This is a genomic window from Ruegeria halocynthiae, from assembly GCF_000743705.1.
Classification (GTDB): domain Bacteria; phylum Pseudomonadota; class Alphaproteobacteria; order Rhodobacterales; family Rhodobacteraceae; genus Ruegeria; species Ruegeria halocynthiae_B.
On record NZ_JQEZ01000001.1, the window covers coordinates 336,212 to 362,310 of the forward strand.

The following is a 26,099-nucleotide window of genomic DNA, read 5'->3' on the forward strand; positions in this document are numbered from 1 at the left end:
TGCGGCGCATGAAGACGGTGTTTCAATCTCCGGTCGATCCGGAATTCGTGCAAAACCCCTATCCTTTTTATGACAACGCCCGCGCGCAGGGCGACCTTGTCTATTGGAGTGATTACAAAAAAGTCGCGGCCGTGTCGCACCGAGCGGTGCAGGCCCTGTTGAAAGACCGCCGCTTTGGCCGTGAGGTTCCCGCAGAGATGCAACGCCCCGGGCCCGCGCGTCTGGCGCCCTGGCTGACTGTCGAGGCGCATTCCTTGCTGGAGGCCGAACCGCCCCGGCACACGCGGTTGCGCGCGCTGGTCATGCGGGCCTTTACGTCCCGCGCGATTGCAGCATTGGAGCCCGCGATTTTCGACCTCAGCCACAGGCTGATCGACCGCTTTCCGGACGGGCCATTTGACCTGTTGGACACATTTTGCACCCAAATACCGGTGATCACGATCTGTCGCCTTCTGGGCGTGCCCGAAGAAATGTCGCCAGATCTGCTGCGCTGGTCCCATGCCATGGTGGCAATGTATCAGGCCAGCCGCACGCGCCAGACCGAAGACGCGGCCGCAGCCGCCGCGCGGGATTTCACAGCCTTTCTGGATGACTACATCGAACAGCGCCGCACCGATCCGCAGGACGATTTGATCACCCGCCTGATCGCCGCCGAGGAAGATGGCGAAAAACTCTCACGCGATGAACTGGTCGCCACTTGCATCCTGCTGCTGAACGCCGGGCATGAAGCCACGGTTCATTCGCTTGGAAACGGCGTGAAAACGATCCTGCAACTGGGGTTGAACCCTATGACCTGCCCGCCGGACGGGCTGGTCGAGGAAATCCTGCGCTACGACCCACCGCTGCATATGTTCACGCGCTACGCCTATGAGGATGTTGAGGTTTACGGCCACAACTTCAAGCGCGGCGATGAAGTCGCACTGTTGCTGGGGGCCGCGAACCACGACCCTTCGGTGTGGCGCGATCCGAACCGCTTTGATCCCTCACGTCCGATTGTCACCAACACCAGTTTCGGCGGTGGCCTGCATTTCTGCGTCGGAGCCCCGTTGGCGCGGTTGGAGATGCGAATAGCACTGCAGGCACTGTTCGACCGGTGCCCGAACCTGCGTCTGAGCGCCGACCCGGATTATTCGAACACATATCATTTCCACGGATTGACCCGGCTGATGGTTCAGGTCTGAGTGGCCTCAGCTTTCAATCAGTGCATTCAGCGGCAGCATGGTGGTGGACTTGATCTCTTCCATCGACAACAAGGCTGTGACGTTGTGTACGCGCACCTCGGAAATCAGTGTCTGGTAGAATACGTCATAAGCCCGCGCGTTTTTGACTCGGACCTTTAGGATGTAATCAATGTCCCCCGCCAGGCGGTGCGCCTCCTGCACCTCGGGCCGGTCGCGCAGCGCCTTTAGGAATTTGCGCTGCCAGTCGGCCTCATGTTCGGACGTGCGGATCAGAACAAAGAACGTCGCCTCGAACCCCAGCGCCTCGGCATCCAGCAGAACGGTTTGCTGGCCGATGACACCGGCACCGCGCAGCTTGCGGATGCGATTCCAGACCGGGGTCTTGGAACTGCCGACGCGCGCTGCTATTTCGTCCAGCGATTGGCTTGCGTCGCGCTGTAGCTCGACCAGAATTTTCCGATCCGTGTCATCAATCCGCACCGACATTCCAATTTTCCCTTTGTTTCGAAACCAGCGTTCCACTTGGCGACCACCACGGAACGAGTGTTCTTATTTATACACCCATATGGCGCAATACCGGGAATATTTCCTATATTGCAAGTCAAGTCAAACCAACCTGGAACGAAACATGCAGCTTACGCATTCATATGATGGCACAGGACACGTCGACTTTGTCGGCGCGGGTCCGGGCGATCCGGAATTGCTGACGCTCAAGGCGCTGAAAGCGTTCGAGCGCGCGGATGTCGTGCTGCATGACCGCCTGATCAGCGCCGAGGTTCTGGAGCTGGCTGGCAAGACCGCTGTTCTGGTCGATGTCGGCAAGGCCGGGTTCGGCCCGTCGTGGAAACAGGAAGATATCGACGCCCTGCTGGTTCAGCACGCCCTGAACGGTCAACGCGTCGTGCGCCTGAAATCGGGCGATCCCACTGTGTTCGGACGGCTGGACGAAGAGATCGAGGCCGTCGAAGCCACAGGCATCCCGTGGCGGATCGTGCCTGGCATCACCGCCGCCTCAGCTGCTGTTGCGGGAATTGGCCAAAGCCTGACGCGACGCGGGCGCAATTCTTCGGTTCGCATTCTGACCGGGCACGACATGAAAGGCTTTGCCGATCACGACTGGAACGCGCTGGCCCGCGCCGGATCAATCGCGGCAATCTATATGGGCAAGAAATCCGCCCGTTTCATTCAGGGTCGCCTGATCATGCATGGTGCCGACCGGGATACGCCGGTGACGCTGGTGGAAAACGCCTCGCGCCCGGATCAGCGTGTTCTGGCCACCACGCTGGACCAGCTGCCCGCTGACCTGACCGCCGCCGATATGGACGGCCCCACCCTGACTTTCTATGGCCTCGCCCCGCGCCAAGCGGCCACGGCCCTGACCGATTTCAAGAAGGAGCACGCCTGATGGCCCGCGCTTTTACCCCCAAAGTGGTGACCGCCAACGACCTGTTGGAAGGTGACGTTATCTATCTGACCGAAGACGACCGCTGGTCGCGTGAATTGTCCGAGGCCGAGTTGATCACCGACGAAGCCCACGCGCAGGTTCGCCTGCTGGATGCCGCACGTCAGGCCAGCAAAATCGTCGGTGCCTATCTGGCCGACGCCGTGGCCGGTAATAACGGTCCTGAACCCACCCATTTCCGGGAAGATTTCCGCCGCGCTGGCCCGTCCAACTATGCCCACGGCAAACAGGAAACTTCCCCGCAGCCCCGGACCTGACCTCTGGCCCGTCTCTCTCCCCTTTTCAAGGCCCCTAGGTTCGGGGCTGCAACTAAGGACAGCTAATCATGTATCGCTACTCCGAGTTCGACACAGCATTTTTGGCAGAACGCAACGCGCAGTTCCGCGCCCAGGTCGAGCGCCGCATTGACGGCTCGCTGACTGAAGATGAATTCAAGCCCCTGCGCCTGATGAACGGCCTGTATCTGCAGCTGCACGCCTATATGCTGCGGGTCGCCATCCCTTATGGCACGCTGTCTAGCGCGCAGATGCGCCAGCTGGCCCTGCTGGCCGAAAAGTGGGACAAGGGCTATGGCCATTTCACCACGCGTCAGAACATCCAGTACAACTGGCCGAAACTGAACGACGTGCCGGATATGCTGGACGCGCTGGCCGAGGTTGGCATGCACGCCATCCAGACCAGCGGCAACACCATCCGCAACGTGACTGCCGACCATTTCGCCGGTGCCGCCGCCGATGAGGTCGCCGATCCGCGCCCCTATGCCGAACTGCTGCGCCAGTGGTCGACCGACCACCCGGAATTCCAGTTCATGCCGCGCAAGTTCAAGATCGCCATCACCGGCGCGGAAAACGACCGCGCCGTGATCAAGGCGCATGACATCGGCCTTCAACTGGTCGAGCGTGACAGCGTTCTGGGAGCCCGCGTGATCGTGGGTGGTGGCCTGGGCCGTACACCGATGATCGGCAAGGAACTGTCCGAGTTTGTCGCCTTTGACGACCTGCTGGCGTACCTTGAGGCCACCGTTTCCGTGTGGAACCAGATCGGCCGCCGCGACAACAAATACAAAGCACGCATTAAGATCACCGTGCACGAGCATGGCATCGACGCCATCCGCGCCAAGGTTAACGAGCGTTTTCTGAAAGTCCGCCCGCAGTTCAAGGGCGCTGACATGAACCTGTTGGAAGAGATCAAGGGCCACTTTGCCCCGCCCGCCTTCCGCGACGGCTCGGTCGCGTCGTTCGAAAGCGCATACACCAACGATCCGGTTTTCCGGTCGTGGGTCGATACCAACATCGCACCACACAAGAACGCGGACCACGCGATTGTTACGATCTCGATCAAGAAACATGGTGCAACGCCCGGTGATGCAACCGCTGAACAGATGCGCGTGATGGCCGATCTGGCCCAAGAGTTCGCCTATGACGAGCTGCGCATCAGCCATGAGCAAAACGTGATCCTGCCGCATGTCCACAAATCGGACCTGCCCGCGATCCACGCCAAGCTGAAGGAACACGAACTGGCCACCGCCAATATCGGCCTGATCAGCGACATCATCGCCTGCCCCGGCATGGACTACTGCGCGCTGGCCACGGCCCGCTCGATCCCGGTTGCACAGGAAATCGCAACCCGGTTCGAAGACCTGAAGCTGGAGCACGATATCGGTCACCTGAAAATCAAGATTTCGGGCTGCATCAACGCGTGCGGTCACCACCATGTGGGCCATATCGGCATTCTGGGTCTGGATCGTGCAGGCGTCGAAAACTACCAGATCACTCTGGGCGGTGACGGCACTGAGACGGCCGCCATTGGCGACCGGACCGGACCGGGCTTTGCCTATGACGAAATCGTGCCTGCCGTGGAACGTATCGTGGATACATATCTGGAACAGCGTGACAACGCCGAGGAAACCTTTTTGGAAACCTACCGCCGTGTCGGCATGGCCCCATTCAAGGCAGCGTTGTACCCCGAGGCGCAGGCCAATGCCGCTTGATCTGATCCAGACCGAACTGGGAAAGGACCGCAGCGCACTGACCGAAAAGGTCGAGGCGCTGAACGCCCGGTTCCGCCACCACAGCGCGCATGACGTGATGCATGGCGCGATTGAAGAGATCGACGAGCTTGCCCTCGTCTCAAGCTTTGGGGCGGAATCGGTTGTGTTGCTGCACATGGTCGCCGTGGTCAACAAGGCCACGCCGGTGTTGTTTATCGACACTCAGATGCTGTTCACCGAAACGCTGGAATACCAGCATGAGGTCAGCGAGCGTCTGGGCCTGACGAATGTCCGCATCATCCGCGCGGATGAAGATGATGTGCGACGCGACGACCCCTATGGCGCGCTGCATCTGCGGGATACCGATGCGTGCTGCAACCTGCGTAAGACGTTTCCTTTGCAGCAGGCATTGTCGGGCTATTGCGGCTGGATCAGCGGGCGCAAACGCTTTCAGGCGGGCACCCGCGCTGCGCTCGATTTCTTTGAGGTCGAAGACGGCACAGGTCGCATAAAGGTCAATCCGCTTGCCCATTGGGCACCCGAGGATGTCCGCGCCTATATGGACGAAAACCGCCTGCCCCGGCATCCGCTGGTGGCCAAAGGATACCCTTCGATCGGCTGTGCGCCCTGCACCTCGCCGGTCAAAGAGGGCGAAGACCCCCGCGCCGGACGCTGGCGCGACCAGAACAAGGAAGAATGCGGCATCCATTTTGTCGATGGCAAAATGGTGCGCGCCGGAGAGAAAACATGAACGTAATCGTATCGGATACGGGGTTTGCCCCCGATGACTGGACCGACGGCTTTGTCACTCTGGAAGACGCCGCCAATGACGTAGTCGCGCTGGACGTGGCGTCGGACACTGACCCGGATGAACTGATTGAACGCCTCGGCAATGCACAGATGGTGCGCGTGGATTTCCCGTCGTCAGCGGATGGGCGCGGCTTTACCATTGCGCGCGTCCTGCGCCTGAAAGGTTTTACTGGCCGCTTGCGTGCCAAGGGTCACATTCTGGCCGACCAATACGCCATGGCCCGCCGCAGCGGCTTTGACGAGGTCGAGATCGAAGACGCATTGGCAACCCGTCAGCCCGAAGATCAGTGGTTGGCCCGCGCCAACTGGAAAGACAACAACTATCAGGCCCGCCTGCGCGGCTGATACCGCCATCGCCAGCTGGTTGGGAAACGGGGGCAATCTGTCCCCTTTTCCTGCCTTGCAACAACGTTTAAACGGAGACGCCGGTCGCATCGACCGACAGTGAAACCATGACAGAGATGAAGCCCGTGACCGAAGCAACTGCCGTTAAGGCCCCCGTCCTGCCGGACGCCCAGACCGTCACCGAAGTGAAACATTGGACCGACAGCCTGTTTTCGTTCAAAGTGTCACGCCCTGCGTCCCTGCGCTTTCGCTCGGGCGAGTTCGTGATGATCGGTTTGCTGGGCGACAACGGCAAACCGCTGCTGCGCGCCTATTCCATCGCCTCACCGTCCTGGGACGAAGAGCTGGAGTTCTATTCGATCAAGGTGCAGGACGGCCCGCTGACCTCGAAACTTCAACACATCAAGGCTGGCGATCAGATCATCCTGCGGCCCAAGCCCGTTGGTACGCTGGTGCATGACGCGCTGCTGCCCGGTAAGCGCCTGTGGTTCTTTGCCACCGGCACCGGCTTTGCCCCGTTCGCCTCGCTGCTGCGCGAGCCGCAGACCTATGAGGATTATGACGAAATCATCATCACCCATACCTGCCGCGAAGTGGACGAGCTGGAGTATGGCCGTCACCTGATCGAAGACATCCGCCAGGACGAAATGCTGGCCGAGTTGATGGGCGAAGGTTTTGCGGATAAAATCCGTTACTACCCGACCACCACCCGGGAAAAGAGCCCCAAGATGGGCCGCATCACCGAGTTGCTGAAAGACGGCACCGTCTTTGCCGATTTGGGAATCGACGGCGGCATCAAACCCGATACCGACCGGGCGATGGTTTGTGGTTCGCTGGCGTTCAACCTGGACATCAAGGAGATTCTGGAAGGGTTCGACCTGCGCGAAGGTGCCAATTCCGAGCCCAAGGAATTTGTGATCGAAAAGGCCTTTGTGGGCTGATCTGACTGCGCCGGTCACCGGAATGATCGTGACCGGCGCGCATACTTGTTCTGAAACATGTGAATTTCAGTGGTTTCGGCGCGGTTGGCGCTTGAAACAACTGACGTGGCAGTCTAAATTCCGGGCTTGAAATTCGGCAATCATCAAAGGAATGAACCCATAGCTCGCAGACCTCACAACGCGCCGCCGCAAAGAGACACCGGACCGCGCGTCAATGACAAGATCCGTGCCCCCGAAATTCGCCTGATCGGCGCCGAAGGTGAAAATGTCGGGGTGGTTCATCCCGCTAAAGCCATGCAACTTGCTGCTGATGCCGGCCTTGATCTGGTCGAGATTTCGCCCAACGCGAACCCACCAGTCTGCAAGATTATGGATTTTGGCAAATTCAAGTACGAGACGCAGAAACGCGAAGCCGAAGCGCGTAAAAAGCAGAAGATCATCGAAGTAAAGGAGGTCAAGTTCCGGCCCAACACCGACACGCATGACTATGATGTCAAAATGCGCAACGTGTTCAAGTTTCTGGAAAACGGCGACAAGGTCAAAGTGACCCTGCGTTTCCGTGGCCGTGAAATGGCGCACCAGAATCTGGGTCGCGAATTGCTGGAGCGTGTGGCCGTCGACACCAAGGAAATCGGCAAGGTCGAAAACATGCCCAAGATGGAAGGCCGTCAGATGATCATGATGATCGGCCCCCTTCCGCAAAAGTAAGTTTGTCTTCTACGCAAGACGATTAAGCCCCCTCAACCCGAGGGGGCTTTTGTTTTGCCCGAGGGGGCTTTTGTTTTGCGCGGGCCTTTTTAAATTACCGCCGCCAGTGCCTTGCTTAGTTTTCCAATCAATTCTTCAATCTGATGCTCTTCGATGATGAAGGGCGGTGCCAAAAGGATGTGATCCCCAAGCCGCCCGTCGCGGGTGCCGGACATTGGGTAACAGATCAACCCTTCGGCCATCGCGGCCTTTTTAATCTGACCGGCAATCCCCGCGCCTGGGTCAAATGGCACCTTCCGATCCCGATCGGAGACCAACTCGACCCCGCGAAACAGCCCCCGGCCGCGTATATCGCCCACATTGGGATGTTGCCCGAATTCCGCCTGTAGCGCTTGCTGCAGCTTTTCCCCCATCAAACCCGCCTGCGCAGGCAATTCCCGATCCGTCAATTCCTGCACAACCGCCAATGCCGCCGCCGTGGCAACCGGATGCCCGATATAGGTATGCCCGTGCTGAAAGAACCCCGAGCCATCGCGGATGGCGTCAAAAATCCGGCTGGAACAAAGCATCGCGCCAATCGGTTGATACCCGGCCCCCAACCCCTTGGCGATACACAGGATATCTGGCGCCACCCCATCATGGTCGCAGGCAAACAGATGCCCGGTGCGCCCCATGCCGCACATCACCTCGTCCAGTATCAGCAGCACACCATATTGATCGCAGATGTCGCGGATACGTTTGAAATACCCCTCGACCGCGGGCACTGCCCCCAAAGTCGCGCCAACAACCGGCTCAGCGATAAAAGCCATGACCGTCTCGGGGCCCAGCCGCAGGATTTCAGCCTCCAACTCATTGGCGACGCGCTGACCGTAGTCCTGACTGCTCTCACCTTCGGGCTTTTCCGCATATTCATAGCAGGGCGCAATATGGGTCATCTCGATCAGCATCGGCGCAAACTGCGCCCGCCGCCACGCATTCCCACCTGCGGACAATGCGCCCAAAGTGTTGCCGTGGTAGCTCTGCCGCCGCGCAATCACACGCCGTCGGTCGGGTTGGCCGATTTCCAGATAATATTGCCGGGCCAGCTTGATCGCCGCCTCGGTCGCTTCGGACCCGCCCGAAACAAAATACACCCGGTCCAGATCACCGGGCGCATTTTCAATCAGCAGGTCCGCCAAAGCCTCGGCCGGTTCCGAGGTCATGAACCCCGTATGCGCAAAAGCGATCTGTTCAACCTGATCCTGCACAGCCCGGATGACGGCCGGGTTGGAATGACCAAGGCACGAGACGGCGGCATCGCCGCAATCCAAATAGCGCTTTCCCTGCGCGTCAATCAGGTAACACCCGTCCCCGCCTGCCGCCACAGGCAGGTCAGCTTTGGTATGACGCGGAAATACGTGACTCATTTCAATACCCTTTCCAACGAAGCAATCAGCGCCGATACCGACGCCGCATTGCTGTCCCAAGCGTTTCCGTTTCTATCCGTCAAACTGTTCTCAAACCCGACCCGAACATCCCCGCCGCGCCGGGCGGCCTGTTCCAGACAGGCGTGTTCCTGCGTCCCAAACGCGCAAACCATCCACCGCGACGCGTCGGCGGGGAATTGATCCATGTCTTGCGGATTGGATTCCTGACCCGTTGCATAGCGGCCCAACACCAACAAGCGATCCGTCTGTTCCTTGCGGACAATCCCGACCTCGTACCAACGTGCCAACAGCGCGGCATCATCCGCATCATACAAAATATGCTGAACCCTGGTTCCCTGATCGGCACACAGGCCATAAATCTGTCCCGCCAATTCAGGGCTACGCGCAACCTCACGCACCGAGATTGAGGCCCACTCCGGGCGTACATTCTGTACACAGGCGATCTGCGCAGGAACATCGAACACGCCCGCTGCTTCGGTTGTGATCTGAATATCCATGTCTGGCACAACCTGCCGCAGCTCGGCCATCGCCTCCTGATAAAGACCCGCATCCAAAGAATGCTGCCCATTGCCGTCGCGAACGTGCAGGTGAATTCCCCCGGCACCCGCTTTGAAACAGACCCGCGCAGTTTCCACAATCTGACCGATGGAGACCGGAATCTCTGAATGGTCGGCCCGACCCCGCCGCGCGCCATTCGGCGCCACCAAAACATAAGGGGATTGGGCGGTTACGCGTTGCGTCAAAGTTCCTGACATCGGCTTACCTCTGGAATGCCTTTCTCATCTAATTCAGGTGGTGTTGTTTTTTAGTTGTTATTTTCATAACATTTGTTTTTCTTCCGGTATGAAGAACACATCCAACCAGCTGACCGACCACCTACGCCAAACCATCGACCAGATGCCGTCTGGCCTGCAGGCCGCAGCGAAATACATCATCGACAATCCCGGTGACTTCGGTCTGGACCCGATCCGTGTGTCCGCTTCAAAAATCGGTGTCAGCTCAAACGTGCTGGTCCGTCTGGCGCAGCGGCTGGGATTTGACAGCTTCGAAGCGTTCCGAGCGCCCTTTCGGAATGCGCTGGTAACAGATCGCGAGGCTGATCTGGGCCAGGACTGGCTGACCACATTGCAAACGTCTGATGAGTTCAGCAAAGCGCAGGCCAGGTTCGCGCAGAACGAACAAAACGTCGTTGCGCGTTCCCTGCGACTTATGAAACCACAAGCCGTCCACCAGGCGGTTGATCATATCACCTCATCACGCCGATGCTTTGTGACGGCGACACGCGCAAGTTATGCTTTGGCATATTATTTTTCCTATACCGGGCGTATGGCGCATCCGGGTATTCAATTGGTTCCCAGACATGTGGGATCAGCAGCCGACGATCTTCTGGATGCCGATTCCCAAGACTGCCTGATCGCCATCACAGTTCACCCCTATTCTGCCGACACGATCCAATCCGTGCGCTTTGCAAAACAACAGGGGCTCAAGATCATTCTTATCTCGGACAGCGAAGTTATCGCGCCCGGGGTCGATCCCGACGTGTTGTTTACGGTCAGCACCAGAGCCTTACATCACTTTTCCTGTCTTACTGGAGCCATGGCCGTTCTGGACTGTTTGCTGGGGCATCTCTTTGATGCCGGTGGCGACGCCGCGCGCAGACGGGTTGATGACTACCAAAAGGCGCGCGAGGACACCGGGGCATATTGGCAACCCGCAAAACCGCCGAAAATACGACGCAAATAAAATGCCCCGGTATTTAGCCGGGGCTTTGATGTTCACATACAGGCTTCGATAGCCCGTTTGGTCATAACGCCTACAAGATGCGCGCGGTACTCCTTGCTGCCATGTAGATCGCTGATCATGTTCATCGGATTGATGCTCAACCCCATCAGGGCATCTGTACGAAATGCCCCGTTCAATGCCTGCTCGGCCTCAGACCACCGGAAAACACCGTCCTCGCTGGCACCGGTGACGGCGACGCGGACACCATCGGCAAACCGCGCCAGATACACCCCCACCAGCGCAAAACGCGAGGCTGGTTGCAGGAACTTCTGATAGCTGGCCGCCTGCGGCACCGGAAACCGGACTGCGGTGATAATCTCACCCTCATCCAGCGCGGTCGAGAACATACCCTCGAAAAAATCATCCGCGCCGATCTGGCGTGTATTGGTGACGATCGTCGCCCCCGACCCCAGCGCGCCGGCCGGATAACAGGCCGCCGGATCGTTATTCGCAATCGACCCCCCAATGGTGCCACGATTGCGCACCGCCGGATCACCGATCTGCCCGGCAAGCGCCGCCAGCGCTGGATAACTACTGGCCGCCTCAGCCGCCACAGTTGCATGGGTCGTTGCGCCACCGATGGAAACCGAACCATCATCGTCGACACAAACACCTTGCATCTCGGCAATACCGTTCAGCGATATCAGCGCCGATGGCGACGCCAACCGTTGCTTCAGCGTCGGGATCAAGGTCTGCCCGCCACCCAGCGCCTGCGCGTCCTCAGACCCCAGCGCCGCAACCGCGTCAGCAATGGTCGAGGGCTTCTCAAACTCGAAATTATACATTTCGTCTTCCTTTCCGAAAGGCGCGGATCCGCCCTTCATCTGGCTATAAATATCCCGGGGGTCTGGGGGCAGAGCCCCCAGCCTTCCCCACGTCTCACCCGTTCATCGCTGCCCAGACACGCGACGGGCTCACCGGCATATCGATTTGATCGACCGCCTTGCCCCCCGAATTCATCGCATCCAGCACCGCATGGACCACCGCCGGCGGTGATCCGATTGCACCGGCCTCGCCACAGCCTTTCACGCCCAGCGGGTTATGCGTACAGGGTGTCTGACTGGAATGGTCCACCGCATAAAACGGCAGATCATCGGCGCGCGGCATCGCGTAATCCATGAAGGACGCGCTCAGCAATTGGCCATTCTCGTCATAGGCGCAGTTCTCCAGCAGAGCTTGGCCGATGCCCTGACCAATGCCACCATGAACCTGACCATCAACGATCATCGGGTTGATGATATTGCCAAAATCATCCGCCGCGGTGAACTTTTCAACACTCACCTGCCCGGTCTCGGGGTCGATTTCGACCTCGCAGGCATAAGCCCCCGACGGGAAGGTAAAGTTCGCCGGGTCATAAAACGCGGTCTCCTCCAGACCGGGCTCCACCTCCAGCGGATAGTTGTGCGGCACATAGGCCGTCAGGGTCACATCGCCCCAGGCCACCGATTTATCGGTACCTGCCACGCTGAACTGACCGTCCTTCAGCTCGATATCGGCCTCTGACGCCTCAAGCAGATGCGCCGCGATCTTCTTGGCCTTCTCGATCACCTTCTCGGTCGCCTTGACCATGGCCGAGCCACAAACGGCCAAAGACCGCGAGCCATAGGTGCCCATGCCAAACGGAATTTTCGAAGTGTCGCCATGCACGATTTCGATCATCGACTCGTCGATGCCGATCATGTCGGCCACCACTTGCGGAAAGGCAGTCTCATGCCCCTGCCCGTGGCTGTGCGCACCGACCATGACACTGATCGAGCCAGTGGCATTCACCCGCACCGTCGCCGCATCGTAAAGACCCGCGCGCGCGCCCAACATGCCAACGATGTTCGACGGAGCAATCCCGCAGGCCTCTATGTAACAGTTGATGCCCAGACCGCGCAGCTTGCCTTTGGCTTCGCTTTCCGCACGGCGCGCGGCAAAACCCGCCAGATCGGCCGCAGCCTCAAGCTTGTCCATCGTCCCGTTGTAATCGCCGGTGTCATAAGTCAGTGCAACCGGCGTGTCATAAGGAAACTGAGTGATAAAGTTCTGACGCCGCAGGGCAATCGGATCGACGCCCAGCTCACGCGCGGCTTTGTCCACGACACGCTCCAGCTGATAGGTCGCCTCGGGGCGACCCGCGCCGCGATAGGCATCCACCGGCACCGTATTGGTGAACATCGCCTTTACGTTCACCTGAATGACCGGCGTCTTGTAGTTGCCCGCCATCAACGTACCGTGCAGCCAGGTCGGAACCGAGCTGGAAAACGTCGACAGATACGCGCCGAGGTTTGCATAGGTATTCGTGCGCAAACCGACAAAGTTATTGTCCGCATCCAGTGCCAGCTCAATCGTGCTGACATGGTCACGGCCATGGGCATCCGACATGAAGGCCTCAGACCGGCTGGAACTCCACTTGACCGGGCGGTTACACGCCTTGGCCGCGAAGGTACAGAATGCCTCTTCCGCATAGTGGAATATCTTGGTACCGAAACCGCCGCCCACATCCGGGGCGACAACGCGGACCTTGTGTTCCGGCAGACCCAGCACAAAGGCGCACATCAACAGCCGGATCACATGCGGGTTCTGCGAGGTGGTATAAAGCGTATAATCCTCGGTCCCCCGGCTGTATTCGGCCACCGCCACACGTGGCTCCATCGGGTTGGCGACAAGGCGGTTGTTGACCAGATCCAGCGTGGTCACATGGGCCGCATTGGCAAAGACCTCGTTGACCTTGGCGTCGTCAGCCTCGCCCAGCTGCCAGTCATAGCAGATATTGTTTTTCAGATCGTCATGAACCAGCGTCGCGCCATCTTGCGCCGCCGCTTTCATATTCATGACGGCGGGCAGAACCTCGATATCCACGTCGATGGCTTCGGCGGCATCGCGCGCCTGTTCAAGGCTGTCGGCCACAACTGCGGCAATCGGGTCACCCACATGGCGAACCTTGCCCTGCGCCAGAATCGGATGCGGAGGCTCCTGCATGGGCGCGCCATGCTTGTCGGTGACTTCCCAGCCGCAGGGTATCCCGCCCACGCCTTCAAAATCCTTGCCAGTGAATATTTTGACCACGCCCGGCATGCCTTCGGCCGCCGAAGTGTCCACGCTCTTGATCCGGCCATGCGCGATGTCGGACCGCAGGAAATGCACATAGGCCTGACCACGTACATTGATGTCGTCGGTGTAATTGCCTGCTCCGGTCAGAAAGCGCACGTCCTCGCGCCTTTTGGAACTGGCTCCGATGCCACTGTCTTTGGGCATTGCTTGTTCTCCTCCCTGAAAAGAATTTTCGTCGAAAATTCTTTGTGGCCGCGTTACTCGGCGGCGATTTGGCTTACGTCCTGACCGGATGCGGCCATGATCGCCTTGACGATGTTGTGGTAACCGGTACAGCGGCACAGGTTCCCTTCGAGGTACTTTCGAATCTCGGCCTCGGTCGGGCGCGGATTATCTTTCAGCAGCGCCGCCGTGCTCATCACCATGCCCGGCGTGCAAAACCCGCATTGCAGACCGTGATGATCCTGAAACGCCTGCTGGATCACGTTCAGCGAGCCATCAGCATTGGCCTGCCCCTCGATCGTGCCGATATCTGCGCCGTCAGCTTCCATCGCCAGCATATTGCAGGACTTTATCGCCTCGCCATTCACATGCACCACACACGCACCGCATTGTGCTGTATCACAGCCAACATGTGTGCCAGTCATCGACAGGTGTTCGCGCAGAAAACCGGACAGCAATGTCCGGCCCTCGACGTCTCCGCTCACGGGTTTACCGTTCACGGTCATTGAGACCTGTGTCATTAGCTCCTCCCAATTGGTATTTCTCCCTGCTCCGAGTTAAGCACGGGAATTTTTGTTTGAGAACAAAAATATTTACCGATTATTTCAGCCGGTTACGCGCCTAACTTTTTTGAGATAAAGCGATGCACCAAGAAAGCAAATTCTTGCTGCGTCAACTTTTGCGCGAGGCCCTTGGCTGTGGCCGGGTCGGGATTTCCTTGAGCAACCCACCAACCCCCATTCCGGCAATATCCGCACCTGTGGTTTCGATCCCGCAAGCGACGCGCGACAATACCCAGTCCGCGCCATTCAACGCCGGAGACCGCGCGCACCCTGGCAACCCGATCACCGGCTGCATCCCAAGGGCGCCAAGAAACAACAAATTACCTGGATCAACAGGCATACCGAACCTGTCCACCTGCCCGCCCGCTGCGCGCACGGCCTGAGGCGCCACGTCAAATACGTCTGAGGTCGCCGAACCAGTCAGGATCATCACCACATCGCCCTGCGCGCTGGTTATTGCGCTTGTCAGCGCATCGGTCTGATGCGGAACGATACGAACTTCGCTCAACTCCATACCCAACGCTTCAACCCGCCCACGAATGGCGGTGATACCTTTTTCGTTGGGTGGTCCGCCGGGAATTTCAGTCACGATCAACGCGGCGTTTCGGTAAACGGGTGCGGCCAAACGGATGGCCCCTTGCGCCAGACGCGCAGCGCGCAGGACATCGGCCCCCGGCACCGCATATGAAATCACCTTGATCGTCGCCACCATCCCGCCCGCGTTCATCTGCTGAAACTGCGGCACTGTCGCTACGGTGATCATCGGATTGACCCGGTTGAAGTCTTCCAGCGCGCCTATGTCCAGCACCGCAACACCCGGTCCGTCTGCCAGCAGGTTCACGCGCCCGGTGAACGGTGCGGTCACCCTCAACTTGGCTGTAACCGGATCGGGTGTCAGTGCATCAGCCAGCATTCGGGCGGCTTCGTCTTCATGGCAATCGCCGGGATCAAGTCGGGCCACGGTGACCGATTTGTAACCCGCCTTCGCCAACTGGGATTGATGTTCGGGCGTCAGGACCATGCCTTTGCGCAGCTTGACCTTATCCGCCTGCACCGAATGGGCCAGAATGGCGCCAACTGCTTCGCCAAGAGGAACGGGGCCGAATTTCACGCCTTGCCCCGCAGAACCGCAGTCATTTGCGCCAATACAGCGACCGCGATTTCCGATGGCCCCGCAGCGCCGATATCCAGACCGATGGGGCCGTGAATTCGGGCAAGCTGGTCATCGTTAAAACCCGCTTCTTTCATGCGCGCCAGCCGCTTGGCATGGGTGCGTGTGGACCCCAAAGCGCCAATATAAAAGACCTCGGCCCGCAGCGCGGATATCAATGCCGGGTCGTCAAGCTTTGGATCATGCGTCAACAGAACGACGGCTGTACGCGAATCCAGACCCAGTTTATCAACCGCCTCGTCCGGCCAATCAGTCAGTATCTTTTCGCCAGGAAAACGCGCGCCGGATGCAAAGGCATCACGCGGGTCGATTATCGCCGGGTCATATCCGGCAATCCGGGCCATTGGCACCAGCGCCTGCGCGATATGTACCGCACCCACGACAATCAATCGTAAAGGTGCGTTGTGAACCGCCACAAATGTCTGGCCATCGTCCTCGAACCCTGACCGATCCATACGCAAGCGGCCTGCATACGCATTGCGGCGCAAGGCCCGGTGACCGGTTTCGATATTGACCTCATAGGCCACGGGTTCGCGCCGCGCGCGAGCATCAACCAATTCGCGTAACATGGGTTCAGGCAGCACCTTGCCCACCGGTTCGACCAGAACGCGGATCGTGCCACCACAGGCCAGACCCACGGCAAAGGCGTCATCGTCGCTGACGCCGAACTCCAGCAGCCGCGCCTCGCCTTCGTCGATCGCCTCAAGCGCCTCGACCACGACCGCGCCTTCGACACAGCCCCCCGAAACCGAACCTTCGATGCGGCCATCCCCGCCGATCACCAGCTGTGCGCCCACGCGACGCGGAGCGCTGCCCCAGGTTTCAACGACCGTGGCCAGGGCCGTCGGGCGACCTAGGCCATACCAGCGAAGCGCCGTTTCCGGGCTGTTGTCGAATCTATCCATTGCACCCTCCCCAAGCGTTCTGGTTCAACATAGGCAGGTTTAACCGGATGAAAAGGAATCCGCACACCGGTCCCGCCGTGCAGGGGCGGAAAAACTGAACATTCGGCGCGATTAAGCCGAGATTTCCGCAGTTTACGCAAAGGATTGATTGTCAGTGAACCTGATTCTAGCTTACACGCGCGACTGCTGCATTCCAGTATGCGCATATATATTTTTCAAAAGGGAGACAAAGACTTGAAACGTATTTTTTCACTCGGAATGGCAATTGGGCTGCTGGCATCGACCGCGGTTAGCGCGGACACATACCTGCGTTATGGTGAGGTCGAGGGCTGGAAGGTATTCATCGACGAAGACAAGAAATCCTGCTTGATCGAGGCCGTGGATGACGCGGAAAACGTGGTGCAGATGGGTCTGACTCAGGACCGTGGCGTTGGCTATGTCGGTGTTTTCACCAAAGCCAAGACCGATATCAAACGCGGTGACAAGGAAGCTGTGGCGATCCTGCTGGGTGACAACCTTTATCTTGGCGAAGCCACCGGCATGAAGGGCAACATCACCAAAGGGTATTCCGGCGGCTATGTCCTGTCCGATGATCCTGCGTTCGCCGAAGACATCGCGAAAAAGAAGGTCATGGTTGTGTTCCCGGAAAAGGAATTTGCCTTTACCGTCGATCTGACCGGCACCTACAAGGCCATGGAAATGGCCCGCAAGTGCAACGAAGAACAACTGAGCTGAGGTTCAGCCCGAAAGCGCGGTCATCAGCCGCGCTTTCTCACCCACGTCATCGGGTTTCGAGATGACGGCGGCCAGATCCTCCAAAGACGCAATCGAATGGCCCGCGCGGAAGCTGTCCACATGTGGCAGCATCGCCGCCACACCCTGCGCTTTGGGCGCAAACCCATCCCAACGCAACAGCGGGTTCAGCCAGATCAGGCGGCGCGCCGACAGGTGCAGCCGTTCCATTTCTTTTCCCAGCGCCTCGGGCTCGCCCCGGTCCAGACCGTCCGAGATCAACAGCACCACAGCCCCCTGCCCCATGACACGGCGCGACCAGTCGCGGTTGAAGGCGTGCAGGCATTCGCCGATCCGGGTGCCGCCTTCCCAATCCTGCGCTTCGGCACCCGCTGCGGCCAGTGCCGCATCCACATCGCGCTGTTGCAGATGCCGGGTAACGTTGGTCAGCCGCGTGCCAAAGGTGAACGCGTGGACCCTGGCCCAACCTGCGCCTTTGGCGTTTGAGACCGCGTGCAGGAAATGCAGGATGATCCGGCTGTATTGACTCATCGAGCCGGAGATATCGCAAAGCACAACAAGGTTCGGCCAGCGCGGCTTTGGTTTGAGACGGGCGATGTCGCGCAGCTCACCCCCCTGACGCATTGCGGCGCGCAGGGTGCGGGCGCGGTCGATGCGATGCCCCAGATGGCTGGCCTGCCCGCGCCGCGATTCGATCGGTTTCACCGGCAAGGTCAGACGTGCAAGCAGACGCTTGGCTTGCGCGACCTCGGCCGTGCTCATCTGTTCAAAGTCGAGGCTGCGCAGACGTTCCTCGGACGACGCGGTTTGCGAGGCGTCGATTTCAAGGTCAGTGCCGTCCTCCTGCTCGGTGGTTTCGGGCAGATCGCGATCCACCCCGTCCAGCAACGCCTCAGCCGCGCGTTTTTCGGCTGCATCGGCCTTGCGCTCTTCCTGTACGCCGCGCAGGGCGGGCAGCATCATGGACATCATGTGTTCAAGATATCGCGGGTCACGCCAATACAGGCGAAAGACCTGCGCAAACACCATGCGATGTTCCGGCCGGTTCACGAAACAGGCGTGAAGCGTCCAGTAGAAATCGCGCCTTTCAGTAAACCCGGCGGCCTGCACGGCCCGGATCGCATCCACCACCCGCCCCGTTCCAATGGGCAACCCCGCCTTGCGCAAGGCGCGTGCAAAATGGGTGATGTTCTGCGCCAGCTTGGGGTCGCCCGGAACATCAAGCACCAGCTGCTCGGTCATCAGACCGGCTCTAACGAGGCTTTGGCATCATCCAGAATCCGCTTGGCCTCGGACCCTTGAAGTTTCTGAATGTCGTCCTGGTATTTCAGGATCGCGCCCAACGTGTCGCCGATCACCTCGGGGCTGAGGTTGATCACGTCCAGCGCCAGCAGGCATTTGGCCCAGTCTATGGTCTCGGCCACACCGGGTTTCTTGAACAGATCCTCGGTGCGCAGGTGTTGAACAAAGGCCACAACCTCGCGGCTGAGCGCCTCGGCGGCCTCGGGGGCGCGGGCGTGCAGGATTTCGATCTCGCGGTCGAAATCGGGATAATCGACCCAGTGATAAAGACACCGGCGTTTCAGCGCATCATGCACCTCGCGCGTGCGGTTCGACGTGACGATCACGATGGGCGGCTCTGACGCTTTGATCGTGCCCAATTCGGGGATGGTGACCTGAAAATCGCTCAACGCTTCGAGCAGGAATGCCTCGAACGGTTCGTCGGTGCGGTCAAGCTCATCAATCAACAAAACGGGTGCGCCATGCTCGTCCGGGCGCATCGCTTGCAACAAGGGGCGTTCGATCAGGTATTCGTCCGAGAACAGCTCGGATTGCAGGGCGCCGCGTTCGGCACCGCCCGCAGCCTCGGCGGTTCGGATTGCCACCATCTGCGCCGGGAAATTCCATTCGTAGACGGCTGATGAGGCATCCAGACCCTCGTAGCATTGCAGCCGGATCAGACGCCGGTTCAGCCCGGCGGACAGGGCCTTGGCAATCTCGGTCTTGCCGACGCCGGCCTCACCTTCCAGAAACAGCGGGCGGCCCAGTTTCAGCGACAGGAACACGACCGTGGCCAAAGCCCGCCCGCAGACATAGCCCTGCGCGCCCAGCATGGTCTGAACGGCGTCGATGGAATTTGGCTGTGTCATGTTCTTGTCTCTCCCTCGCCACAACAGGTCATGGCTGTACGCGCGCGTCAAGACCATGGTCTTTCCGGGATTTACGGCGATCGCACGCGTTGACAAGGTCTTTTCCGGCAGCCGCCTGTGTGTTAGCCGGGGCGCCATGACCGATAGCATCACGATCCGCCGCCCCGACGACTGGCATCTGCATCTGCGCGATGGCGCGATGTTGCAGGCCGTCCTGCCCGAAACCGCGCGCCATTTTGCCCGTGCGATCATCATGCCGAATCTGGTGCCGCCCGTTGTGCGCGGCGATCAGGCCGTCGCCTATCGCGACCGCATCATGGCCGCCCTGCCCGACGGCCAGGCGTTCGAGCCGCTGATGACCCTGTATCTGACCGAAGATACCGACGCCGAAGACGTGGCCGCCGCCCATGCCAGCGGGTTGATCAAAGCCGTCAAACTGTACCCGGCCGGGGCCACCACCAACTCGGCTTCAGGTGTGCAGGATTTCGAAAAAGTGCGCCCGGTGCTTGAGAAGATGGCCGAGATCGGCCTGCCCCTGTGCGTGCACGGCGAAGTCACCGATGCCGAGATCGACATCTTTGACCGCGAGGCGGTGTTTATCGACCGCGTTCTTGATCCGATCCGCAGGGCAACGCCGGGTCTCCGCGTGGTAATGGAACATATCACCACCGCCAACGGCGTGGACTACGTGAAATCCAATGACACTGATCTGGGCGCGACCATCACGGCGCATCACCTGATCATCAATCGCAATCACATTCTGGTTGGCGGCATCAAACCGCATTACTATTGCCTGCCTGTCGCCAAGCGGGAAGAACACCGTCAGGCCCTGTTGGCTGCCGCGACCTCGGGCGATGCGCGGTATTTCCTGGGCACCGACAGTGCGCCGCATACGGATGCCAACAAGGAAATGGCCTGCGGGTGTGCGGGATGTTTCACCGCGACGAACACCATGTCCCTCGTGGCTGAGATGTTCGAACGCGAAGGCGCGTTGGACAAGCTGGAAGGGTTTACCTCGCTGAACGGCCCGGCTTTTTACCGCCTGCCGGTTAACGAGGACACGATCACTCTGACCAAGGGCGACCCGGTGGAATACCCCAGCAAAATCGAAACTGAAGACGGCCCCGTCACGGTATTTGAGCCGGGCTTTCCACTGTACTGGCGCGTGGTTTAGCGGCCAGCATTTGTGACAGGTCGCGGGCGCGGCCACCGGTGCGCAGCATCGACCAGATCGCGTCCGCCTGATCGCTGCCGATCAGCTTGGTCGCCTTGCCACGCACGCGATCCTCGCGATCCGACAGGGTCATGGGGGTCAGCAGGTCATGTGTTGCCTCGGGCCGGGCACCATCCCGGCGCAGCAAGGTCAGATGCGCCTGCGTTTCCGACAGGGCCTCATCTGCCTCAACAGAAACTCGGTCGCGCAGAGATTTCAGGCGCGGGTCGGCGCAGACCATATCGGTGTAGCTGCCCGGCAACGCCGTGTCATATCCAAGCGCCTGCATGGCGATCACAGTGCGATACGAGAACTTGGCCCCCAGCCCGGTGGTCGGAGACACCTGATTGCACACGCTCATCCAGCGCGGATGGGTCTTGACCCTGATTTCGGCCACTTCAGGGCCGGCAACATCCAGATCCCGCGCCGCCTCAAGCGCGGCGTGCAGACCGTGGCAGCAGGCGTGGAACTTGTGGCTGACGCTGTCGAACAGCCATTCATCGCCCAACCCATCCAGCGCGGCCTGACTGTCCCCTGCGCCCATATGGGTTGCGCCGAACCCGTAAGGTCCTTCCAGCGCATCCATGTTTGGTTCAAACCCTTTGGCGATCAGCAACGCCACCTCAACCCCGGCCGAGGCCGCAAGCCCTGCGTTGTAAGGTTTGCCCATGGTTCCGAATTGCGCCTTCAGCCCCGCCGCACGCGTCGCCGTCAACCCAAGCGTTTTACGCATCTGTTCAACGTCAAACTTCAGGATGCGCCCCGCTGCTACTGCTGCGCCAAACGCACCGGCAGTGGCAGTCTGGTGAAACCCCGCCTGATAGTGATTGCGCCCCAGCCACAGCCCCATTCGGGCCGAAACCTCCATCCCCACCAACGCGGCCTCAAGGAAATCGACCAGGATGCGATCATCCCATTCGCTCAGCGCCAGCGCGGCGGGCAGAACCGCCACCGAGGGGTGGCCGATATGGGCGAAATGGGTGTCGTCATAATCCAGCGCGTGGGACACGGTGCCGTTGACCAAAGCGGCACCGCGCAACGGGGCCGCACCGCCGCCGAACAGATGTGCCTGTGCGGCACCCTCTTCGCCCAACACAAGGTTGCGCACAGCTTTCGCGACCGGCTCATCAATTCCGGCACGCCCAACGGCCATCCAGTCCAGAACGGACAGACAGGTGACGATCCGTGTCTGTTGCGTTGTCGTGACAGGTCCTGCGGCGAACCCGGCCAAAGATATGGAAAAATCGTTCATAAGGGCAGTTTAGCGCGCGACCCTATCGGGTAAAGGCCTAGTCGTACAAATCCGCAGCGCGGGTTTCGAACGCCTGCACGACCCGGTGCATGGCCTCGTTGAAGACAACCCCGATGATGCCTTGCAGGATGGCATTCTTGAATTCGAAATCCACGTGGAACGACACGTTGCAGCCCCCATCGGGCGCATCCTGAAACTGCCAGTCGGATTTCATGTATTTGAACGGGCCGTCCAGATATTCCGTGTCGATCTTCATTTGATCGGGAAACAGCGTCACCCGGCTGCCGAATCTTTCGCGGAACACCTTGAACGAGATCACCAGATCCGCCTCCATCACCTGCGCCTCGCCCGCCGCATAGGTCCGGCGAATTCGGGCGGCGGCGCACCAGGGCAGAAACTCGGGGTATTTGGCCACATCCGCGATCAGGTCGTACATCTGCTGAGCAGTGTACGGCATGCGACGGGTTTCGGAATGTGTAGGCATGGCGTCCGGTTTTAAAAGGTGACAATGGCGCGTCATGTCGTATGTTGCGCGCCAAAGATCAAGGGGGCAGCGATGAGCGACCGCGCATATGTGATAGATGAGATGATCTCGGCCAAGGCAATCGCCGCCAAGATCGAAGAATTGTGTCGCGAAATCACCGCAGAATTCGGGGATACGGACAAGCTGATCGTAGTCGGCCTGTTGCGCGGCAGCTTTGTTTTCATCGCCGACCTTGTGCGCGAACTGGACCTGCCGATCGAAGTGGATTTCCTTGAGGCGTCATCTTATGGCGATTCGATGGAAAGCAGCCGAGAGGTTCGCATTCTCAAGGACTTGCGCGGCGCAATTGAAGGGCGTGACGTATTGGTCGTCGAAGATATCGTCGACACCGGTCACACGCTGAACCACGTGACCAAACTGTTGCGCAGCCGCAAACCCGCGCGTCTGAAATCCATCGCCCTGCTGGACAAGCCCAGCCGGCGCGAAGTTGATTTCCGCTCGGACTGGATCGGGTTCGAGATCCCGGATGAGTTTGTGGTGGGCTATGGTATCGACTACGCTCAGCGTAATCGAAACCTGCCGTTCATTGGCAAGGTGCGCTTTACCGAGGACTGAGCGAGACCCGCATGAACCCGCGTCACCTACTTCGAATGTCTCAATGGGCCCGCAATCCTCCGTCAGAGAAGCGGGTCAAGCTGGTGTTCGGCATTATACTCCTGTGCCTTGCGATTGGCGGTATCGAGTACATGGGCTGGTGGCCGGACTGGGCCAAGGGCGAATGGACAAGGTTCAAGCCCTGATCAGCCCAACACCTGCCGAATGGCCGTCAGAAAAATCCCGCTGCCCACGGGTATCAACGCATCCGGAAAGTCATAATCGGGGTTGTGTAGCTGCGGTTGATCCCGCCCTGCCCCCAACCAGAACATCGCCGTTTTCGCGCCTTTGGCGAATTGCCCGAAGTCCTCGGAAAACTTTTGTGGGTACTGCGTAAGGGTACAAGAAACGCCACGCTGGGCACAGGTGGTTGCGACTGTTTCAACCGCTTCGCCATGATTGACACATGCTTCGAAAACATCGTCATACGTGATCTCGGCGGTCAACCCTGTCGCTTTCGCGGCCTGCATCACCAAAGCCTCGGCCGCCAGGATCAGACGTTGCATGCACGCGTCTGAAACCGTGCGCAAAGTCACCCACAGTTCGGCCCGGCCCGGAGTTACACCAAATGTCCGCTCGCCCAGATTGGCATGTGTCACTGTGGTCAGCGCGAATTCAGCGTCCAAATCACCGCCCCGACCCAACTGTGCCAATTGCGGTATCAGCGTGGACAGCGCCATCGCCGGGGAAACCCCATCCTCGGGGGCCGCCGCGTGTGAGGTCCTGCCGGTCAGGATCACCCTCATCCCGCGCGAGGCGCAATTGGCCGCCGCTTCGCAGACCTCAACCGTGCCCAGTTCCAGCCCCGGCAGGTTGTGCAGTGAAAACACGTAATCCGGCGCAATCTGTTCAAACCGCGGGTCCGCGCGAAAGGCGGTTGCGCCCTGCCCGGTTTCTTCGGCTGACTGAAAGATCAGAACCACCCGACCCTTCAAAGTGCGATTGCGCCCAAGCTCTTCGGCGACGCCCAGCACCATGGCCATATGCCCGTCGTGGCCACACAGATGACCGTGCCCGGTGACCCGCGATACATAGGGTACATCCGTGATTTCCTGGATCGGCAGCCCGTCCAGTTCGCAACGAACAGCTACGGTCGGTCCGGCCTGCCCGCTGTCATATACAGCCGCAACGCCATGCCCCCCAAGCCCGGTCAGCACCTGATCTGCACCGAATTCTTGCAACTGCTCTGCCATACGGGCCGCAGTTTCGCGTTCCTGCCCCGAAAGTTCGGGGGTCTGGTGCAACTCGTGGCGCAGCTTGGTCAGCCGCGCCAGCGTTTCCGGCGTCACCCCTGCTCCAACTTCTTTTGACGCGCATCACGCAACCGGGCGAAATCGTCACCCGCATGATAAGACGACCGGGTCAGCGGCGTCGCAGATACCATAAGGAACCCTTTGCCAAAGGCCGCCTTTTCGTAGGATGCGAATTCCTCAGGCGTGACGAACCGATCCACGCCATGATGTTTGGGGGTCGGTTGCAGATATTGCCCGATGGTCAAAAAGTCGATGTCGGCGGCGCGCATATCGTCCATGACCTGCCGGACCTGCTGTGCATCCTCACCCAGACCGACCATGATACCGGACTTGGTAAAGATCGACGGGTCCAACTCCTTGACGCGCTGCAGCAGACGCAGCGAGAGGAAGTAGCGCGCGCCAGGGCGGACCTCGGGGTACAGGCCGGGAACGGTTTCCAGATTGTGATTGAAGACGTCCGGCTTGGCCTCGACCACGACCTCAAGCACCGAAGGATCGCATTTCAGGAAATCCGGCGTCAGAATCTCAATCGTAGTCTTGGGCGACCGGTGCCGGACCGCGCGAATGGTCTGCGCAAAATGCTCGGCCCCGCCGTCGCCAAGATCGTCACGGTCGACCGACGTGATAACAACGTGGTTCAGCCCCAGCTTTTGCACTGCATGGGCAACACGACCGGGTTCAAAGGTATCCAGCATATCAGGACGGCCAGTGGCGATGTTGCAAAAGGTGCAACCGCGCGTACAGATGTCCCCCATGATCATCATCGTGGCGTGACCCTGGCTCCAGCATTCGCCGACATTCGGGCACCCGGCCTCTTCGCATACTGTGACCAGATTGTTGTCACGCATGATCCGGCGCGTATCGGCATATCCCTTGCCGCCGGGGGCTTTGACGCGAATCCAGCTTGGCTTTTTTGGCTGCGCATTGTCGGGACGATGCGCTTTTTCGGGGTGACGTTGTTCGGGGATCTTCAGATCACGCACGGTCGGCTTTCCTGACTTTGGGTCAATTTGCTTTTGCCTAACATAAACCGAGCGCCGGAACTACGCCAGCCATGCATACCAGCTATGACCACCGACTGTGCATATGCAGTATATTGATCCAAAGGACGTACCAGATTTCAATATTATCAACGCTCTGGCGGAAATTTTCCGGTTTTGCAATCGCGGCATATCCACCATTGAAGCCCTTTTAGAACTGTTTTAAGCCCCCCTGAGTTCACACATGAATCACAGGAGCTTGAGCATGAAAACTGGCGCCACATTGCCGGACGTCACCTTTCACACCCGCGTGCGCGACAAGGCGGTCGAAGGACCGAACCCGTTCCGCTGGGAAGACAAGACAACCGCGGATTACTTCGCAGGCAAGCGTGTCATTCTGTTCTCGCTTCCCGGCGCGTTCACGCCCACGTGTTCGACTTACCAACTGCCCGGTTTTGAAAACGGCTATGCCGATTTTGGCGCACAGGGCATCGACGATATCTATTGCATGTCGGTGAATGACAGCTTTGTCATGAACAAATGGGCGCAGGATCAGGGTCTGAAAAACGTCAAGGTCATCCCCGATGGTTCGGGCGAGTTCACCCGCAAGATGGGTATGCTGGTCGACAAGGACAATCTGGGTTTCGGTATGCGGTCCTGGCGCTATGCCGCAATCATCAACGACGGAGTTGTCGAGGCATGGTTCGAGGAACCCGGCCTGATGGATAACTGCCCCGAAGACCCCTATGGCGTGTCGTCCCCGGAAAACGTGATGAAGCATCTGGCAGACGCCAAAGAACCAGCGCTGGCGTAAGCG

The 26,099-nt window shown here is 59.5% G+C and carries 27 protein-coding genes; 13 read left to right on the forward strand and 14 right to left on the reverse strand.

The features are described 5' to 3' along the window. Positions 1-8 precede the first annotated feature (8 nt). A complete protein-coding gene (locus JT51_RS01600; protein WP_037309242.1) occupies positions 9-1,181 on the forward strand; it encodes a cytochrome P450 in 1,173 nt (390 codons plus the stop codon). A gap of 6 nt (positions 1,182-1,187) precedes the next feature. Here JT51_RS01600 and JT51_RS01605 read toward each other — a convergent pair whose 3' ends face one another. After that, on the reverse strand, positions 1,188-1,667 hold the full coding sequence (locus tag JT51_RS01605; protein ID WP_037307108.1) for an Lrp/AsnC family transcriptional regulator: 480 nt from the start codon (positions 1,665-1,667) through the stop codon (positions 1,188-1,190). A 142-nt stretch (positions 1,668-1,809) separates the two neighbouring features. Here JT51_RS01605 and cobA point away from each other — a divergent pair, with 142 nt between their 5' ends. The 7 genes from cobA (at position 1,810) to infC (ending at position 7,437) form a co-directional block, all read left to right on the forward strand. Continuing rightward, the gene (gene cobA / locus JT51_RS01610) at positions 1,810-2,586 is read left to right on the forward strand and encodes a uroporphyrinogen-III C-methyltransferase (protein ID WP_037309244.1); all 777 of its coding nucleotides are present in this window, start codon (positions 1,810-1,812) and stop codon (positions 2,584-2,586) included. Further along, entirely contained in the window at positions 2,586-2,900 is a 315-nt protein-coding gene (locus tag JT51_RS01615) for a DUF2849 domain-containing protein (protein WP_037307110.1), read from the forward strand. The genes cobA and JT51_RS01615 overlap by 1 nt, the downstream gene beginning before the upstream one ends. 68 nt (positions 2,901-2,968) lie before the next feature. Beyond that, positions 2,969-4,633: a nitrite/sulfite reductase gene (locus tag JT51_RS01620; protein ID WP_037307112.1), complete on the forward strand. Its 1,665-nt coding sequence runs from the start codon at positions 2,969-2,971 to the stop codon at positions 4,631-4,633. Further along, on the forward strand, positions 4,623-5,384 hold the full coding sequence (locus tag JT51_RS01625) for a phosphoadenylyl-sulfate reductase (protein ID WP_051927383.1): 762 nt from the start codon (positions 4,623-4,625) through the stop codon (positions 5,382-5,384). Before JT51_RS01620 ends, JT51_RS01625 begins: the two co-directional genes overlap by 11 nt. Continuing rightward, positions 5,381-5,788: a DUF934 domain-containing protein gene (locus tag JT51_RS01630; RefSeq protein ID WP_037307114.1), complete on the forward strand. Its 408-nt coding sequence runs from the start codon at positions 5,381-5,383 to the stop codon at positions 5,786-5,788. Before JT51_RS01625 ends, JT51_RS01630 begins: the two co-directional genes overlap by 4 nt. Positions 5,789-5,895: 107 nt before the next feature. Next, positions 5,896-6,729 (forward strand): ferredoxin--NADP reductase, encoded by an 834-nt coding sequence (locus JT51_RS01635; protein ID WP_037307116.1) that lies wholly within the window; start codon positions 5,896-5,898, stop codon positions 6,727-6,729. 159 nt (positions 6,730-6,888) lie between these two features. After that, positions 6,889-7,437 carry a translation initiation factor IF-3 gene (gene infC / locus JT51_RS01640; RefSeq protein ID WP_037309249.1) on the forward strand — a complete coding sequence of 183 codons (549 nt, stop codon included), beginning with the start codon at positions 6,889-6,891 and terminating at the stop codon, positions 7,435-7,437. An 89-nt stretch (positions 7,438-7,526) separates the two neighbouring features. On the opposite strand, the gene JT51_RS01645 is transcribed toward infC, so the two are convergent. Together JT51_RS01645 and JT51_RS01650 are read right to left on the reverse strand one after the other, a co-directional pair. Beyond that, positions 7,527-8,843 (reverse strand): aspartate aminotransferase family protein, encoded by a 1,317-nt coding sequence (locus JT51_RS01645; protein ID WP_037307118.1) that lies wholly within the window; start codon positions 8,841-8,843, stop codon positions 7,527-7,529. Then, positions 8,840-9,619, reverse strand: a complete 780-nt coding sequence (locus JT51_RS01650; protein WP_051927384.1) for a 3-keto-5-aminohexanoate cleavage protein — start codon at positions 9,617-9,619, stop codon at positions 8,840-8,842. The genes JT51_RS01645 and JT51_RS01650 overlap by 4 nt, the downstream gene beginning before the upstream one ends. An 88-nt stretch (positions 9,620-9,707) precedes the next feature. On the opposite strand from JT51_RS01650, the gene JT51_RS01655 reads away from it, so the two are divergent. Beyond that, positions 9,708-10,607, forward strand: coding sequence for a MurR/RpiR family transcriptional regulator (locus tag JT51_RS01655; RefSeq protein ID WP_037307120.1), 900 nt, complete (start codon positions 9,708-9,710; stop codon positions 10,605-10,607). 32 nt (positions 10,608-10,639) lie between these two features. On the opposite strand, the gene JT51_RS01660 is transcribed toward JT51_RS01655, so the two are convergent. From JT51_RS01660 to JT51_RS01680, 5 genes are all read right to left on the reverse strand, one after another. Further along, a complete protein-coding gene (locus JT51_RS01660; protein WP_037309254.1) occupies positions 10,640-11,431 on the reverse strand; it encodes an FAD binding domain-containing protein in 792 nt (263 codons plus the stop codon). A gap of 94 nt (positions 11,432-11,525) precedes the next feature. Next, a complete protein-coding gene (locus tag JT51_RS01665) occupies positions 11,526-13,886 on the reverse strand; it encodes a xanthine dehydrogenase family protein molybdopterin-binding subunit (protein ID WP_037307122.1) in 2,361 nt (786 codons plus the stop codon). Positions 13,887-13,939: 53 nt separating this feature from the next. After that, a complete protein-coding gene (locus JT51_RS01670) occupies positions 13,940-14,425 on the reverse strand; it encodes a (2Fe-2S)-binding protein (RefSeq protein ID WP_037307123.1) in 486 nt (161 codons plus the stop codon). A 151-nt stretch (positions 14,426-14,576) separates the two neighbouring features. After that, positions 14,577-15,578, reverse strand: coding sequence for a molybdopterin-binding protein (locus JT51_RS01675; RefSeq protein WP_037307125.1), 1,002 nt, complete (start codon positions 15,576-15,578; stop codon positions 14,577-14,579). Continuing rightward, positions 15,575-16,543, reverse strand: coding sequence for an XdhC family protein (locus JT51_RS01680; RefSeq protein WP_037307127.1), 969 nt, complete (start codon positions 16,541-16,543; stop codon positions 15,575-15,577). The genes JT51_RS01675 and JT51_RS01680 overlap by 4 nt, the downstream gene beginning before the upstream one ends. Before the next feature lie 234 nt (positions 16,544-16,777). On the opposite strand from JT51_RS01680, the gene JT51_RS01685 reads away from it, so the two are divergent. Continuing rightward, positions 16,778-17,278, forward strand: a complete 501-nt coding sequence (locus JT51_RS01685; RefSeq protein WP_152563281.1) for a hypothetical protein — start codon at positions 16,778-16,780, stop codon at positions 17,276-17,278. A 3-nt stretch (positions 17,279-17,281) separates the two neighbouring features. Here the strand turns inward: JT51_RS01685 and JT51_RS01690 are convergent, their stop codons facing one another. Together JT51_RS01690 and JT51_RS01695 are read right to left on the reverse strand one after the other, a co-directional pair. After that, on the reverse strand, positions 17,282-18,538 hold the full coding sequence (locus JT51_RS01690; protein ID WP_037307129.1) for a vWA domain-containing protein: 1,257 nt from the start codon (positions 18,536-18,538) through the stop codon (positions 17,282-17,284). Beyond that, positions 18,538-19,446: an AAA family ATPase gene (locus tag JT51_RS01695; RefSeq protein ID WP_037307132.1), complete on the reverse strand. Its 909-nt coding sequence runs from the start codon at positions 19,444-19,446 to the stop codon at positions 18,538-18,540. Before JT51_RS01695 ends, JT51_RS01690 begins: the two co-directional genes overlap by 1 nt. Before the next feature lie 136 nt (positions 19,447-19,582). Here JT51_RS01695 and pyrC point away from each other — a divergent pair, with 136 nt between their 5' ends. After that, positions 19,583-20,620, forward strand: coding sequence for a dihydroorotase (pyrC, locus tag JT51_RS01700; RefSeq protein ID WP_037309258.1), 1,038 nt, complete (start codon positions 19,583-19,585; stop codon positions 20,618-20,620). Here pyrC and JT51_RS01705 read toward each other — a convergent pair. Then, entirely contained in the window at positions 20,574-21,911 is a 1,338-nt protein-coding gene (locus JT51_RS01705; RefSeq protein WP_051927385.1) for an MmgE/PrpD family protein, read from the reverse strand. The two genes, pyrC and JT51_RS01705, sit on opposite strands and share 47 nt — an antisense overlap. A gap of 37 nt (positions 21,912-21,948) precedes the next feature. Next, positions 21,949-22,395: a type II toxin-antitoxin system RatA family toxin gene (locus JT51_RS01710; protein ID WP_037307134.1), complete on the reverse strand. Its 447-nt coding sequence runs from the start codon at positions 22,393-22,395 to the stop codon at positions 21,949-21,951. A 72-nt stretch (positions 22,396-22,467) separates the two neighbouring features. Here JT51_RS01710 and hpt point away from each other — a divergent pair, with 72 nt between their 5' ends. Beyond that, the gene (hpt, locus tag JT51_RS01715) at positions 22,468-23,010 is read left to right on the forward strand and encodes a hypoxanthine phosphoribosyltransferase (RefSeq protein WP_037307136.1); all 543 of its coding nucleotides are present in this window, start codon (positions 22,468-22,470) and stop codon (positions 23,008-23,010) included. A 185-nt stretch (positions 23,011-23,195) separates the two neighbouring features. Here the strand turns inward: hpt and JT51_RS01725 are convergent, their stop codons facing one another. Together JT51_RS01725 and lipA are read right to left on the reverse strand one after the other, a co-directional pair. After that, positions 23,196-24,338 carry an amidohydrolase gene (locus JT51_RS01725; protein ID WP_037307140.1) on the reverse strand — a complete coding sequence of 381 codons (1,143 nt, stop codon included), beginning with the start codon at positions 24,336-24,338 and terminating at the stop codon, positions 23,196-23,198. Beyond that, complete coding sequence (gene lipA, locus JT51_RS01730; RefSeq protein WP_037307142.1) at positions 24,335-25,285, reverse strand: lipoyl synthase; 951 nt, start codon at positions 25,283-25,285, stop codon at positions 24,335-24,337. The genes JT51_RS01725 and lipA overlap by 4 nt, the downstream gene beginning before the upstream one ends. A 262-nt stretch (positions 25,286-25,547) precedes the next feature. Between lipA and JT51_RS01735 the strand changes: the two genes are divergently transcribed. Beyond that, positions 25,548-26,096, forward strand: coding sequence for a peroxiredoxin (locus JT51_RS01735; protein WP_037307144.1), 549 nt, complete (start codon positions 25,548-25,550; stop codon positions 26,094-26,096). Positions 26,097-26,099: the final 3 nt, after the last annotated feature.